The sequence below is a fragment of the Mycobacterium sp. IDUB_1 genome, from assembly GCF_055419625.1.
This window is the reverse complement of record NZ_JBVAYA010000002.1, coordinates 117,850-132,292: the sequence shown is the minus strand read 5'-3', so window position 1 is coordinate 132,292 and position 14,443 is coordinate 117,850. Positions and strand designations below refer to the sequence as shown.

At 67.6% G+C, this 14,443-nt stretch carries 13 protein-coding genes and 1 pseudogene; 4 read left to right on the top strand and 10 right to left on the bottom strand.

The genetic code is table 11. The features are described 5' to 3' along the window. Positions 1–561: 561 nt before the first annotated feature. From ACZYYX_RS13375 to ACZYYX_RS13350, 6 genes are read right to left on the bottom strand one after another with little or no spacing between them, the layout of a single operon-like run. The gene (locus ACZYYX_RS13375) at positions 562–1,857 is read right to left on the bottom strand and encodes a WXG100 family type VII secretion target (protein WP_463815012.1); all 1,296 of its coding nucleotides are present in this window, start codon (positions 1,855–1,857) and stop codon (positions 562–564) included. Positions 1,858–1,905: 48 nt separating this feature from the next. Then, positions 1,906–2,190 carry a type VII secretion target gene (locus tag ACZYYX_RS13370; protein WP_463815011.1) on the bottom strand — a complete coding sequence of 95 codons (285 nt, stop codon included), beginning with the start codon at positions 2,188–2,190 and terminating at the stop codon, positions 1,906–1,908. A gap of 52 nt (positions 2,191–2,242) precedes the next feature. Continuing rightward, positions 2,243–3,127 (bottom strand): ATP-grasp fold amidoligase family protein, encoded by an 885-nt coding sequence (locus tag ACZYYX_RS13365; RefSeq protein WP_463815010.1) that lies wholly within the window; start codon positions 3,125–3,127, stop codon positions 2,243–2,245. A 5-nt stretch (positions 3,128–3,132) separates the two neighbouring features. Further along, a complete protein-coding gene (gene purQ, locus ACZYYX_RS13360) occupies positions 3,133–3,804 on the bottom strand; it encodes a phosphoribosylformylglycinamidine synthase subunit PurQ (protein WP_463815008.1) in 672 nt (223 codons plus the stop codon). Then, the gene (gene purS / locus ACZYYX_RS13355) at positions 3,801–4,043 is read right to left on the bottom strand and encodes a phosphoribosylformylglycinamidine synthase subunit PurS (RefSeq protein WP_463815006.1); all 243 of its coding nucleotides are present in this window, start codon (positions 4,041–4,043) and stop codon (positions 3,801–3,803) included. Before purS ends, purQ begins: the two co-directional genes overlap by 4 nt. Positions 4,044–4,078: 35 nt before the next feature. After that, positions 4,079–4,732 (bottom strand): ATPase, encoded by a 654-nt coding sequence (locus tag ACZYYX_RS13350; protein WP_463815005.1) that lies wholly within the window; start codon positions 4,730–4,732, stop codon positions 4,079–4,081. Positions 4,733–4,773: 41 nt separating this feature from the next. Here ACZYYX_RS13350 and ACZYYX_RS13345 point away from each other — a divergent pair, with 41 nt between their 5' ends. Together ACZYYX_RS13345 and ACZYYX_RS13340 are read left to right on the top strand one after the other, a co-directional pair. Continuing rightward, the gene (locus tag ACZYYX_RS13345; RefSeq protein ID WP_463815004.1) at positions 4,774–5,433 is read left to right on the top strand and encodes an MBL fold metallo-hydrolase; all 660 of its coding nucleotides are present in this window, start codon (positions 4,774–4,776) and stop codon (positions 5,431–5,433) included. A 77-nt stretch (positions 5,434–5,510) separates the two neighbouring features. Then, a pseudogene (locus tag ACZYYX_RS13340) lies at positions 5,511–6,542 on the top strand (YbfB/YjiJ family MFS transporter); the annotation flags it as partial. 30 nt (positions 6,543–6,572) lie between these two features. Here ACZYYX_RS13340 and ACZYYX_RS13335 read toward each other — a convergent pair. Further along, positions 6,573–7,505 (bottom strand): LysR family transcriptional regulator, encoded by a 933-nt coding sequence (locus tag ACZYYX_RS13335; RefSeq protein WP_463815003.1) that lies wholly within the window; start codon positions 7,503–7,505, stop codon positions 6,573–6,575. A 93-nt stretch (positions 7,506–7,598) separates the two neighbouring features. Here ACZYYX_RS13335 and ACZYYX_RS13330 point away from each other — a divergent pair, with 93 nt between their 5' ends. Together ACZYYX_RS13330 and ACZYYX_RS13325 are read left to right on the top strand one after the other, a co-directional pair. Beyond that, on the top strand, positions 7,599–8,306 hold the full coding sequence (locus ACZYYX_RS13330; RefSeq protein WP_463815002.1) for an SDR family NAD(P)-dependent oxidoreductase: 708 nt from the start codon (positions 7,599–7,601) through the stop codon (positions 8,304–8,306). Beyond that, positions 8,293–8,673 carry a YybH family protein gene (locus tag ACZYYX_RS13325; protein WP_463815001.1) on the top strand — a complete coding sequence of 127 codons (381 nt, stop codon included), beginning with the start codon at positions 8,293–8,295 and terminating at the stop codon, positions 8,671–8,673. Before ACZYYX_RS13330 ends, ACZYYX_RS13325 begins: the two co-directional genes overlap by 14 nt. On the opposite strand, the gene ACZYYX_RS13320 is transcribed toward ACZYYX_RS13325, so the two are convergent. The 3 genes from ACZYYX_RS13320 to ACZYYX_RS13310 are packed head-to-tail and all read right to left on the bottom strand — an operon-like array spanning position 8,654 to position 14,377. Continuing rightward, positions 8,654–11,950, bottom strand: coding sequence for a helix-turn-helix transcriptional regulator (locus ACZYYX_RS13320; protein ID WP_463815000.1), 3,297 nt, complete (start codon positions 11,948–11,950; stop codon positions 8,654–8,656). The genes ACZYYX_RS13325 and ACZYYX_RS13320 overlap by 20 nt on opposite strands. A 55-nt stretch (positions 11,951–12,005) precedes the next feature. Next, the gene (locus tag ACZYYX_RS13315) at positions 12,006–13,646 is read right to left on the bottom strand and encodes an FAD-binding dehydrogenase (protein WP_463814999.1); all 1,641 of its coding nucleotides are present in this window, start codon (positions 13,644–13,646) and stop codon (positions 12,006–12,008) included. 26 nt (positions 13,647–13,672) lie between these two features. Next, positions 13,673–14,377, bottom strand: coding sequence for a DUF2334 domain-containing protein (locus ACZYYX_RS13310; RefSeq protein WP_463814998.1), 705 nt, complete (start codon positions 14,375–14,377; stop codon positions 13,673–13,675). Positions 14,378–14,443 lie beyond the last annotated feature (66 nt).

The following is a 14,443-nucleotide window of genomic DNA, read 5'->3' as shown; positions in this document are numbered from 1 at the left end:
TCGCACTCGGCGGGGACTTCTTCGGTTGAGGCGCTTGTGAAGTCACGTCCTCCACCGAAGACCAATCAGCCGATCGCGGGCGCCAACCCTCCAGGAATTCGAACCCTTGCTCGGTTAGCCGTAGACGACTCATACTGCCGCGGCGCAGGTTTCGCCACAACATCGGCGCGATCCCTACCACGAGGAAAGACGCCGTGAAGGGCAGGGCATAGCGCATGTTCGGTGGGACCGGAATCGCGAGGCGCCCCGCGGGAAGAAGTATCAAAATCAGTACCGAAGACATGAGGGCACCGGCCATACCCACCTGTAGGGGAGTCTCGATCCCTCGATCAGGCAAGAACGTCGTTCCGTCACCAGCGGAGTGCACGCGTGGCTTCACCCGGCCAGGAACGTTCTTGAAAGCGGGAATGACGAACCCCAGGCAGAAGATCGATCCCCCCAGCGCCACCAGCCCGCTCGGCACCTCTCCGCCCAGAAAGTAGTGAACTGCCACGAATGAGATGAAAACTCCGAGGCCGCCCAGCCAAGAAAACGCAAGAATCTTTTTGCCCCGCGAATGCATCAGCGGCACACTACATTGCCGATGATGCCGCCGAGATAGCCGAACGTCCAGCTACCGATGGCGTCTCCGGCGGCCGCGGCCCACGGTACCAACGCCGGCGCCTCGGCCGACGCCGCGGCGAGCGCCCCACCAGTCGCATAGCCTCCGGCAATTCCCGCCGTCCCCGAGATAGCAGCCACGCACGCATCCTGAAATGTCTTCGCAGTGACCGTGTCATACAGGGCGGTCGCGACCCCGAGAGCGGGGCCGCCGTATTTGCCTGCCTTGCCGAGGTTTTCGACGGACTCCTCGGTCAGCATGGGAATGCCGCGCTCTGCCTGCTTCTCCAAGCCGGTCAGCACACCTCCGGTGACGGTGATGACGGGGTGGGTGAAGAACTCGTCGGGCAGGACTCCGTGTCGCCCATCGCCTGTCGTAACGCCACCAGAAGTCTTGCCATCAGCGGATCTCGTCATCGTCACCTCGGTGCCGTCCCTGAATTTGATGGAGGTGTACTGGGTTCCGTCGTAGGACATCCTGTCTTGTGAATAGGTGCTCGAGATGAGATTGCCGTCCTTGTCGTAGTATTCGTCCTCGACACTGGGCAGCATGTCGCCCCACTCATAGATCTCGTGTCGGCTGCCGTCCATCATCGTCAGCGTCCGTCGGTACTGACCGTCTTCGGTCTCCCACTCTTTGTAGTCCCTCACAGTTTGCGCTATGTCGTTGTCACGCAACACTCCTTGCTGCACGATCCCGGTCAATGACATGGGGTTGGGCACCTCGTCACCGGGCGCCACAAAGCCTGATGTCGGATCGAGCCGACGCATGTCACCAGGCCCCGGCATGGCGAAGCCAAAACGCTCACCGGCCGATTGCACTTTGCGGGCTGTGCCCGCGTCGGCCTCACCAACGGCCGTCAACAGACGGTTGATCGCCGCCTGCTCCGCTTTGGCCTGAGCCTGCAGCGCAGCCGCTTTCTCCGCGGACACACGCGCCGGTTTGATCAGCACGACCCACATGTCGTTGACCGACAACTCTCCCCGGTCGACCTCGTCGGCGTGGTTCAGCAGCGCGGTGCGGGCCGTACCGATCGTTCCCGCTCCGTGCGACAACGCCTGGGCGACTGCCTCGGCGTAGTGCTTGAACGTCGAAGCCTTGTCCGTGGCCCGGGTGAACATCGCGGCCGCCGCCTTGTGCGATGCGCCACTCCACTGCTCGGCAGCGGGCATGCGGTCGACGCCGTCGTCGAGGTCGCGAACCGCTGCGTACACCGACTCCCCCGCTTTCGACAGCGTGTCGGCAGCCGCCCTCATCGAATCTGGGCGCCAGCCTTGAAGGCGGGACCGGGATGGCAGCATTGATCAGAACAGCTTGTCGAAGGAGCCGGCCAACGCGGTGTCCTCAACCTGGAACGTGTCGCCCGCCCCGCGTACAGCGACTCCCATCTTCGTGACGTTGGTGGCAATCGCTTCCGCAAGCGTCGTCATGTGCGCACCCACCAACCGCATCGCCCACTGCGTCGTCGACCCGGGAAGTCCGTCCGCGGACGTAGACGCCGTGTGCCCTGCGTTGACGGCTTTGATGGCGCTTGAGGCTTCCTCCACCTGTCCCGCGAAGGCCCGCAACACCTCTGGATCAACCAGCACGGAACAACGCTAACGCACAGTGCAGGGGTGCCCGCGCACCGAAATGTGCACGCTAGTACCGACGCGGAACCGTCCACGGGCGCCCGAACTCGAGGTTGAACGAATCGGGATCGAACGGGCTGTCTCCGCCCGCAGGAAAGCTCGTCAACTCCCCGAACACCACTCGTCCGTCCACGTCGTACAGGTCGACCCTGACGAAATCCGTTTCCGCACCCAGCTTTTCGGCAACGTCGATCATCTCGGACAGACGAACAGGCCGAATAATCTCGACGTCAGCGCACGGCGCGCTGCCGCGTAGCGCGAGGTGCTTCCACTCTGCCGTGAAGAAATCCTGGGTGCGCGAACCGAATCGGCCCCTGTCCACCTGAACGAACCTGCACACGCCGTGGAAGACGAAGAACTTGTAGTCGTCCGGCACCGAGCCGTCACCAGCGGCGAGCATCTCTTCGACGATCACCCGCCGCGGAACGCGCCCGTACACCCACTCCCGGTTCGGCCCTTGGCCGTAGAGCTGCGCCAACCAGCCCGTCGCAATGCGGATCAGATCGGATAGCGGCGCCGCCTCCGGCCGCACATGCGAGTACACCCAACTGTGCGGCTCGGTCGGCAGCCGTGCCGCAGGCGACGCTCGATCGGAAACGACGATCGCCGCCCCGCTGCCGTGGGTCGGTTTCACGACATAGGCGCTCGGTAACGCGATGTCGCGCAACGCTTCCGGATCGTCGACGATCGCGTACACCCGCGGGAGGTAGCGGTCACCCACGACGCCAGCGACGTATGCGCGTACCGCAGCCTTGTCGGCGAACGTGACGATCAGGGGGCGGTGGTCGCGCAGCATCTTGTACCGCACCTTCTCGCGGAACGTGCGTGGGTTCCGCGTCCGCCACAGGCGCACCGCGCGCACCAATCGGCTGCGTTCGCGCCAGCGGACGGGCACCGGGGTCAGGAGACCAGAATCGCGTCCAGCGCCGAGTAGAACATGCCGAGCCCGTCGTCGGACGGACCGGTCAGCGCCTCGGTGGCGTGCTCGGGGTGCGGCATCAGGCCGACCACGCGGCCATTGGCCGAGCTGATACCGGCGATGTCGCGCATCGAGCCGTTGATGTTCTCCCGGTACCGGAAGACCACCCGACCCTCACCTTCGAGTTCGTCGAGTACTTCGTTGCTGGCGACGTACCGGCCTTCGCCGGACTTCAACGGCACCAGCAGATCCGCGCCCTGTTCGTAGCGCGTCGACCACGCGGACGTGTTCGATGCGACCTCGAGCCACACGTCGCGGCAGACGAAGTGCAGACCGATGTTGCGGGTGAGCGCACCGGGCAGCAGGCCGGCTTCGCACAACACCTGGAAGCCGTTGCAGATCCCCAGGACGGGCATCCCACGCTCGGCTGCGGCCACCACCTCGCCCATCACCGGCGCGAAGCGCGCGATCGCACCGCATCGCAGGTAGTCGCCGTAGGAGAAGCCGCCGGGCACGATCACGGCGTCCACGCCTTTGAGGTCGGCGTCGGCGTGCCACAGGTTCACCGCCTCGCCGCCGGCCAGGCGCACCGCCCGGGCCGCGTCGATGTCGTCGAGCGTGCCGGGGAACGTGATCACGCCCACTCGGGTCATGCGCCGTCCTCCCGGGTGACCGTCCAGTCCTCGATCACGGTGTTGGCGAGCAGCGATTCGGCGATCGCGGCGAGCTTCTCGTCGTCGACCGCGTCGTCGACCTCGAGCTCGAAGCGCTTGCCCTGCCGCACATCTGAGATGCCGTCGAAGCCGAGCCGACCCAGGGCGCCGACGATCGCCTGCCCCTGCGGGTCGAGGATCTCGGTCTTCGGCATGACGTGAACCACCACTTTTGCCACGCGGTCACTCTACCTGCGACGACCTCAAGCCCGCCTCACCGGCACGAGCCCAGGTAGGCGGCGCACAGCGGCGCCGCCATCGTCTCGAAGACCTGCGCGTCCGGCACCGCACGCCACTCGACCCGCGCGGGCAGCGTGGTCCATAGTGCGACCTCGACGATGGTGCTGTTGGCCGGGTCCGCCAGCAGGTAGAGGTGCATGACTCGGCTACCGGTCTCGCTGATCACGGCGGCGATTCGGTCCACCTCGTTGGTGGTCAGTGACGGAGACACCCCATCCCCGCAGGTCGCCAGGGCGATGCGCGCCTTCTCCAGCACTTCGAGTGCGGTCTGGCCGCCGGTGACGGTGTCCCCGCGCCAGTGGAGGACCTGCACCTGCAGGTTCCACTGACCGTCCGGATTGGGCACCGTGGCGCGCGCGGCGACGGCGTAACGGCGCGGATCGGATGATGAGTCCGGGGTGACGCACCATGACTCGAATTCAAACCGGGGTGCCGGGGCGGTGACCGCCAGACCGGGCAGCGTCGGCCATCGGTAGATCGAGGCCAACGGCAACGAACTCGGCTCGACCCACGCTGAATCCGGGATCGCGTCGCAGGTGGGCGGGCAGAATCCCGGCACCGCATGCGCCCCGCCGGGCGCCAAGAACACCCCCGAGAACGCCACTACCAGTGTGAGCATCCACCGCATCCGCACTACCCCCGCTCCCCTGTGCGCGCCAGACTATAGGCATGCAGCTCACACACTTCGGCCATTCCTGCCTGTTGGCGAGCTTTTCTGACGGTGCTCAGCCCGGTGGCGACACGACGATCCTGTTCGATCCGGGCAATTTCTCCCACGGCTTCGAGGGCATCACTGGGTTGTCGGCGATCCTGATCACCCATCAGCATCCCGATCACGCCGACCCCGAGCGGCTGCCCGCGCTGGTGGAGGCCAATCCGCAGGCCGCGCTGTACGCCGATCCGCAGACCGCGGCGCAGTTGGGCGAGCCGTGGCGGGCCGTGCACGTCGGGGACACGCTCTCGATCGGGCATCTCAGCGTGCGCGGGGTGGGCGGTCGACACGCGGTGATCCACCCGGAGATCCCGGTGATCGACAACATCTCCTATCTCGTGGGTGACGACGGGCACGCGGCCCGGTTGATGCACCCGGGTGATGCGCTGTTCGTTCCGGACGAGCCGGTCGACGTGCTCGCCACCCCGGCGGCCGCGCCGTGGATGAAGATCTCCGAAGCCGTGGACTATCTGCGTGCAGTGAATCCGACGCACGCGGTGCCGATCCATCAGGCGATCGTCGACCCCATCGCGCGGCCGATCTTCTACGGCCGGCTCAAGGAGATGACGAACGCCGACTTCCAGGTCCTCGAGCCGGAGAGCGGCACCGAGTTCTGAGTGTGGGAGGAAAAGCCTGCCAGCTGGGAGGATTCCGGTCCTGGCCGTGAGATGACACGGCGACCACGCTGGGTGTCATGCGACGACATCTGCACAATCCGGTGCTGCCCACCGCCGCCGCGCTGGCTGCCGCCATGGGCGTCGGGCGATTCGTGTACACCCCGATCCTGCCGCTGATGACAGCGCAGGCTGGTCTGACGGCCCAGGACGCCGGGCACCTGGCGACGGCCAACTACGTCGGGTATCTGGCCGGCGCAGTGGCCACCACGCTGTCCTCACGGCTCGCGCGTTCCGGGGCAGCGTGCCGAACGGGGCTGATCGCCATCGTGATCAGCCTGGCCGCGATGCCGATGACCACGCAGCTGCTGGTGTGGTTGTCGGCACGTGCCATCGCAGGGTTCGCCAGCGCGGTGGTCTTCGTCGTCGCGGTCAACGCGCTGCTGGAGCGGCTGCCGGAGAAAGCCGGGTGGGGGTTCGGCGGGGTGGGTGTCGGTATCGCGCTCTCCTCGGCGTTGGTCCTCGCCCTGCCGACGAACGACTGGCACACCGCCTGGTGGACGGCAGCCTGCCTGGCCGCGCTGTTGGGGGTCGCCGGGTGGTCGGTACACCCGCAGCGCGACTCGCACAAAGCCCACCCGGACGCGCACACGCATCGAGCCGGCAGCACTCGATTCCTGCTCCTGTTCACCGGATACACGTTGGAGGGCGTCGGCTACATCATCGCCGGAACCTTCCTGGTGGCTGCGGTCGCCGAGCACTCTCCCGGTGCGCTCGGCGCCGGCGCCTGGCTGGTGGTCGGGCTGGCCGCCGTCCCGTCGGCGGCTCTGTGGGCGCGACTGGGAACGCGGCTCGGCCAACCCGCGATGCTGACCGCCGCGCTGACCGTGCAGGCCGTCGGTATCGCGCTGGCCTGTCTCGGTACCGGCCCGGCCAGCCTGCTCGGCGCCTTGCTGTTCGGTGGCACCTTCATCGGCGTGAGCACGCTGGCGGTGGCCGAGGGACGACTGCTGGGGATCCGTTCGGCGGTGGCGCTGTTGACCGTCGGCTACTCCGTCGGGCAGATCGCCGGACCGCTGCTGGTGGCGCCGCTGACGGCGGACGGGTACCGGACGGCGCTCGCGGTGTCGGCGATCACCGTGTCAGCGGCCGCGCTGGCCACCGCCGCGGTGTGGCTCCGTGGCAGGCACCCACGTACCCGGTTCGTCGACAGTCAGATCGCCAGTGTCACGGGTGAATTCGTCGACGACGGCGCGCACTGCAGGTCGGTCTTCTCCCGAACGCCACACCAGTGACCACGTCCACAACGGGGTCGGCTGGATCACCGCACGTCGCACGAGGTCTCGAGGAGCGGGATCGCGCTGCCCCCTCGGGTTGACGAGAACGGGCCGGCGCAGACGGCGGACGTGTTCGAAGAACGTCGGGCCGGTGAGTCCACCGTCGTCGGTGCGTACGACGCGTACGCCGGTGGTCTCGGCGAGTTCTTCGGCGTACCGGTTCCACGACGACCAACTCGCGGTGTCGCTGTCCACCAGTACGACGGTGTCGGAGACCGACACCGGCGATTCGTCGGTTCCGAGGCACAGGGCCTGCAAGCGATCGATGCCGACGAGCCGGGCCTGCAGCGACAGCGCAGCGAGATCGTCGCTCTGGACCCAGCAGATCGCCAGGTCGAGGACGCCATCGGCCACGCGCGCGGCCTGGGTGTGCGAGGGCAGCACCCACGTGTCCACCCGCAGCTGCGCGACACCGGCCGCGCGTTCGACCCAGTCAGTCGGACACCAGTTGACCCACCCGATCCGGACCGGTTCCGACACGGCCAAACCTGTTGCGCGTCTGCGTAATGCGTCGGCCTGATCGATCAGTGCACGCGCGTCGGCCACGAGTGCTGCGCCGGCCGGGGTCAGCGCGACGGATCGGCGGTCGCGGTCGAACAGCTGGACTCTCAGATCGCGTTCGAGCGCCTTGATCTGCTGGGAGAGCGACGGACCCGCGATACGCAGCCGTTCGGCCGCCCTGCCGAAGTTCAGTTCCTCGGCCACGGCGACGAAGTAGCGCAACTGACGCAGCTCCACCTTCGGCAGCGTAATAGCCAGCTCCTCTCAGCAACGAGGAAACCGGTCCTGCCCCGAGGACATGGACGGCGCCGACGCCACGTTGAGCAGGACATGACAAACACGTCTCCAGTAGCAGTCATCACCGGCGCCTCCCAGGGCATCGGAGCGGCGCTCGTCGCCGGATACCGCCGGCTCGGCTACGCCGTCGTCGCCAACTCGCGCACCATCTCCCCCAGTGCCGATCCCATGGTCCTGGCCGTGCCGGGCGACATCGCCCAGCCGGGCGTCGGGGCCGACCTCGTCGACGCCGCACTCGCCCGTTTCGGGCGGGTGGACACCGTCGTCAACAACGCGGGCATCTTCATTGCCAAACCGTTCACGGAGTACACAGACGCCGACTTCGACGCGGTGGTCGGGGTGAACACCCGAGGGTTCTTCGAAGTCACCCGGGCCGCCGTCGCGGCGATGATCGAGCACGGTGGGCACGTCGTGAACATCTCGACGAGCCTCGTCGATCAGGCCGACAAGCAGGTCCCGTCGGTCCTCGCGTCCTTGACGAAAGGAGGACTGGACGCCGCGACCAGATCGCTGGCCATCGAGTTCGCCGAGCGGAGCATCCGGGTCAATGCCGTGGCCCTGGGCACCATCGACACACCGATGCACGATCCGTCGACGCACGACTTCCTCGCCGCGCTGCAGCCGGTCGGCCGACTCGGAACCCTCGACGATGTGGTCGACGCCGTGATGTATTTGGAAAAGGCAGGATTCGTCACCGGGGAGATCCTGCACGTCGACGGAGGACAAAGTGCCGGACACTGACGACGACGCTGACCACGACATCCTGTGCGCCGTCCTCGACGAGTGGCAGGCCGGGATCGACGCACACGATGGCGATCGGGTTGCCGCGCTGTTCTCCGAGGACGCTGTCTTCCAGGGGCTGGCCCCCTACACGGTGGGCCGCGACGGGGTGCGGCGCTACTACGACGGGCAACCCTTCGGTATGACGGTCCGCTACCGCGTCGACGAAGTCCGTCGCCCCGCCGAGCGGGTGGTGCTCGGCTACGGCTCCGCCGACTTCCACCGGCCCGACGGCACGGTGGTCGCGCTGAGGCTCGGTGTGGCGCTGACCCTCGGGACCGACGGCTGGCGTATCCAGCAGTACCAGGTCAGCGCGACACCGGTGTGACCGGCCGGTACTGCTGTGCGAGCTGCACCCGCGAGGACACACCCAGTTTCGCGTAGACGTGCGTGAGATGGGTCTGCACCGTGCGCGGTGACACGAACAGCCGCTTACCGATGTCCTTGTTGGTCAATCCTTCTGCGACCAGACGGACCACGTCGACTTCGGCACGGGTCAATGCCGACCACCCGGACGACGCACGACGGCGACGCCCGCGACCGCGCAACGCATAGGCGATGATCTCATCGGGCGTCAGGGCCATCCCTTCAGCCCACAATGTGTCGAACTCATTGTCAGACAAGGTATCTCGACACGCCTGCTCGGCGCCCTCGAAGTTGGGCCGAAAGTGCGGCCAGCGGACTTCTCCCGACCGCTCACGCGCCCCGTTCGCACCACCCAGCAGTCGGACAGCCACCGTCGACTCCCCGTTGTCGGCGAGCACGCGGGCCAGACACTCCAGTATGTCGGGTAAGCGCAGATAGGCCCGGAACGACGCCACGACGGTCAGTGCAGCACAGAGGTCGTCGAGGGCACTAGCCGGCCGGCCCTCCGCGAGGGCGATCAGCGCACGTCCCAGCAGTGCCGGCGCCTGGAAGTAGCCGGGAACGCAGGCGACCGCCTCATCCACCCACCGATGGGCGGCGGTGACGTCGCCGGTGGCGAGCAGAGCCAACGGCATCGGATTGGCAGATCGAACGTAGGCCTCCCGCAGTGGATTCGTATTGGCCCACGCGGTTTCGCAGGCCTCCAGAGCTCTTTCACCGTCACCGGTGAGCAGTGCGATCTGCGCGTCCACGGTGTAGACCGTGTCAGCGAAGAGGCCCCCGGCGTCCTGCGACGCCGCTATCGCCTCCGCCGCGATCGCGGATGCGGTGTAGCGGTCACCGGCGTGGCTTGCAAGCCCAGCCCGCCCGACGAGCCAGAAGAGCTTTGTGACCGGGTCCTCGCAGGCGACACCGGAATCGAACTCACCGAACGCAGACTGCGCCTCGGCCAGCCTGCCCTGATGCCAGAGCGCCACCCCCAGCCAGATGCGGCCGTGCGCCGCGAAGAAATGGTCGCCCACGTCCTCCGCCGCCACCGCGCCCGCCACCGCGGCTTCTTCGGCTGCGACGGGATCGCCTGCGAAGACTTTGGTGATGGCCTCCATGATGCGGATGGGGCCGATCTGTTCTCGGTGACCAGAAATCTCGGCCAGCTCGGTCGCTTCGGTGAGGCACGCGTGCGCCCGCGCGAGGTCGTAGAACGTCACCATCCCGCAGGCCAGCAGAGCGCGTGACACCAGGGCGGCATTGCCGAGGTCACGCGCACAAGCCAGCGCCTCCCATGCACGCTCCTCGTCGACTGGCACGGCCACCGCGGCAGCCAAGATGGCGTGATCCACGACGCCGCGCACCCACAGGTCGGCGGGCACCGCGCCCCGACAGAGCGGGTCCTCGAGCAAGGCGGTCAGCGCAACCACCCCCTCGTTCTGTCGCCCGCGGCGGAACCACAGGTCGTGCAGGGAGGTCACCAGTTCCAGGCTCGCGACGAAGTCGTGGTTCTCGCGGCTCCACATGAAGGCCGCCCGCAGGTTGTCGATCTCACGCTCCGCCCACGCGATCAGCTGCAGGCGTCCGGGGGCATCGGTCGACTCGAGATGCTTTGCCACGGAGGAATAATGGTCTCGATGCCGTGTCCGGACGCTGTCCGCTTCACCGGACTCGCCGAGCTTTTCGAGTGCGTACTGGCGCACCGTCTCGAGAAGCCGATAGCGCATCGCACCGTCGTTGTCTTCCGCGATCACCAGCGACTTGTCCACCAGAAGCGACAGCAGATCCAGCACGTGCACGCGCTCGATGCCAGAGTCGACGCCGCCGCCCGCACCCACTGCCTCTGCCGCATCGAGGTCGAACCCGTTCATGAACACCGAAAGCCGCTGCAGCAGGGTGCGTTCCAGATCGGTCAACAGTGCATGCGACCATTCGACAGACGCTCGCAACGTTTGCTGACGTCGTACCGCCGAGCGCGCGCCGCCCGTCAGCAGCCGGAACCGATCATGGAGGCCGTCCCGGATCTGCATCGGAGTGAGTGTCCGGACACGTGCGGCCGCGAGTTCCACGGCCAGTGGCATGCCGTCGAGGCGGCGGCAGATCTCTGTCACCACATCCGACGAACCCTCGACGAGGCGAAAGTCCGGTCTCGCCCGTTGTGCGCGGTCGACGAACAGCTCCACCGCTTCGGTGTCGAAGGGCAACGAGGGGACGCGCCACACCACCTCGCCGGTGAAGCCGAGGGGTTCGCGACTGGTGGCCAGGACCGTGACGCCTGGGCAGCGCTCGATGAGCGTGGCCACCAACTCGCTGCAGGCGTCCAGCAGATGCTCGCAGTTGTCGAGGGCGAGCAGTATCCGTCGCTCACCGCAGAACGTGACGAGGGTGTCGGCGGCCGAGCGGCCAGGCTGATCGGGTAGACCCACCGTCCGCGCGACCGCCAGCGGCGCAACGCGAGAATCGGTCAACGACGCGAGATCCACCCACCACACGCCGTCGGTGAACACCGGCACGACGTCTGCTGCGACCTCGAGGGCGATCCGCGTCTTCCCCACCCCGCCGGCGCCGGTCAACGTGACGAGTCGGTTGCTCGTCACGAGATCGACCACTTCTGCCTTTTCGCCACTCCGGCCGACAAAAGTCGTCAGGGGTCTGGGGAGCCGCTGGGATGTGCTGGTGGTCGCACGCAGGGGCGCGAACTCGTTGCACAGGTCGGGGTGGCAGAGCTGGATGACCCGCTCGGGGCGAGGAAGGTCGCGCAGCAGGTGGGTGCCCAGATCGTTCAGCCAGACACCGGCGGGCAGGTGATCGACGACCATCGCTTCGGTTGCCGACGAGATGACCGTCTGACCACCATGCGCCAGATCTCGCAGGCGGGCGGTGCGATTGATGGTGGGCCCGACGTAGTTTCCTTCGTCGCGCAGTTCGACCTCACCGGTGTGCACACCGATGCGGAGCCGCAACGGCGCCAGCGGTGCGCGCTGGAGGTCCACCGCGCAGGCGACGGCGTCGCTGGCCCGGTCGAACGCGAGGACGAAGCTGTCACCTTCCCCCTGCTCCACCGGTCGGACGCCTCGATGAACACCGGTGAGGTCCCGCAGCACCTCGTCGAGCAGGGCGATCGCCGGTTTGATCTGGTCGGGCTGGGTCTCCCAGAGCCGTGTCGACCCCTCGACGTCTGCCAGCAACAGCGTCACGGTTCCGGTCGGCAGCTCGGTCACGCCAGGTTCGCCCCACTCAGTCGCGCTCATGCTAATCAGCGTGTGACGTCTGTGCAGGGCTTTACATCAGCATAAGGGCGTATATCTAGCGCACGTCGCGGGCTGCGGCACGGCCGGCGGCGCGTCCGGAGAACACGCAGCCGCCGAGGAACGTGCCCTCCAGCGAGCGGTACCCGTGCACCCCGCCGCCGCCGAAACCGGCGGCCTCACCGGCGGCGTACAGCCCGGGCACCGCGGCGCCGTCCGCCCCCAGGGCCCGGGAGTCGAGATCGGTTTGCAGGCCGCCCAACGACTTTCGGGTCAAAATGTGCAGCTTCACCGCGATCAGCGGGCCGGCCTTGGGGTCGGTCAGCCGGTGCGGCGCGACGACGCGGCTCACCCGGTCGGGCAGGTAGGCGCGCGCCCCACGGATCGCGGTGATCTGGCTGTCCTTGGTGAACTTGTTCGTCACCTCCCGGTCGCGTGCGGTCACCTCGGCCTCGACCGTCGCGAAGTCCAGCGGCACCACGTCGGGCACCGCGTTCATCTTCGCCACCAGCTCACCCAGCGTGTCGGCGGTGACGAAGTCGACGCCCTTGTCGACGAACGCGTGCACCGGCGCGGGGCCCTTGCGACCGCGCTCGAGGACCAGGCGCACGCTGCGACCGGTCAGGTCCGGATTCTGCTCCTGCCCGGAGAGGCCGAACTCCTTGTCGATGATGCGCTTGTTCAGGACAAACCAGGTGTAGTCCTGTCCGGTCTGGCAGATGTACTCCAGCGTGCCGAGGGTGTCGAAGCCCGGATACAGCGGGACCGGCAATCGCCGGCCAGTGGCGTCGAGCCACAGCGACGACGGGCCGGGCAGGATGCGGATTCCGTGGCGCGCCCAGATCGGGTCGTAGTTGGTGATGCCCTCGGTGTAGTGCCACATCCGGTCGCTGTTGATCATGTGGGCGCCGGCCGCCGTGGCGATCCCGAGCATCCGCCCGTCCACGTGCTCGGGCACACCGCTGAGGAGCTGCTCGGGGACCCGACCCATCCGGGCCGGCCAGTTCGCCCGCACCAGGTCGTGGTTGCCGCCGATGCCTCCGCTGGCGACGATGACCGCCTGAGCGCGAAACGCGAACTCGCCGACGCTGTTTCGTGACGACGGGGCGCCACGAACCGCGGATGACGACTCCAGCACCTCACCGCGTACCCCGACGACGGCACCGTTCTCGACGATGAGCTCGTCCACGCGGTGACGGTGGGCGAAACGCACCCGCGGCCCGGTGAGCCTGTGCGCGAAGATCTCGACCAGACCGGGCCCGGTGCCCCAGGTGATGTGGAACCGGGGCACGGAGTTGCCGTGGCCTTGGGCGCCGTAGCCGCCGCGCTCGGCCCATCCGACGAGCGGGAAGACCTTGAGCCCCCGGTCTCCCAACCAGCGGCGCTTCTCGCCGGCTGCGAAGTCGACGTAGGCGTGCGCCCACTGCTTCGGCCAGTGGTCCTCGGGGCGGTCGAAGCCGGCGGTGCCCAGCCAGTCCTGCAGCGCCAGCTCGTGACTGTCCCGGATGCCCAGGCGCCGCTGCTCGGGACTGTCGACGAAGAAGAGCCCGCCGAAGGACCAGAACGCCTGGCCGCCGACGTTGGCGGCGTTCTCCTGGTCGACGATGAGCACGCGACGGCCCCGCTCGACCAGCTCGCATGCCGCGACCAGACCAGCAAGGCCGGCGCCGACCACGATGACGTCAGCATCATCTGCCATGCGGCCAATGTAGCGAGCGGAACCCCTCAGGCGGCGTCGGACAGCGCTTCCGGGGTGCGCCACGCGTACACAGTGGGTGCGCAGCCGTGCATCAACGCCAGGTCGGCGGCGTCGAGCATGGCCTGCCGGGGACCGGGCCGGCGCAGATGTCGCGCGGCGACCGCGACCCGGACGATGCCGCCTCGGCGGGCGGTGCGCTCGGCGGCGAGCACGACGGTGCGGCACCACCACGGTTCCGTCAGGAATCCCTCACCGATGCCGAGCACTCGCCCTCGCTCCGTCGTACCGCGGACCAGATCGGTGATGCCGCCCAGCCCTGCCATCACCCGAAATCCATTGCGCGGCAACGCGGTTATGGCACCGTCGGAGACGTTCCAGCCGGGCGCGGCGAACAATCGGGTGCGCAGCCCGAGATGTTCGAGGACCCGGTCGGCCGCCATCAATCTCAGGTTGGCTTCGTGCGCGGGCAGCGTCGCGAACTCCCCGCGCCGCGCTTTGGTGGCGGCCTCGTCGTAGCCGTGCAGCACGATCGCGTCACCGGCGTCACGGCGCCGGCCGAGCCATTCGACGGTACTGGGATCACGGTCGAGCCGGTACCCGCCTTTCAGCCGTGGCGCCACCAGAAACGATGCCGGCACGCCGCGCCGCGCGAGCTGCCCGTGGAATGCCGCGACGTCGTCGATGGTGCGGTCGCTGACTCCGGAGATCGAGACGATCAGTTGTCCTGCCACTGCAGCAGTGTCGCAACGTCAGGTGTCACGATGGACAACTCCACGACTCGTGTTGCTGAACTATGG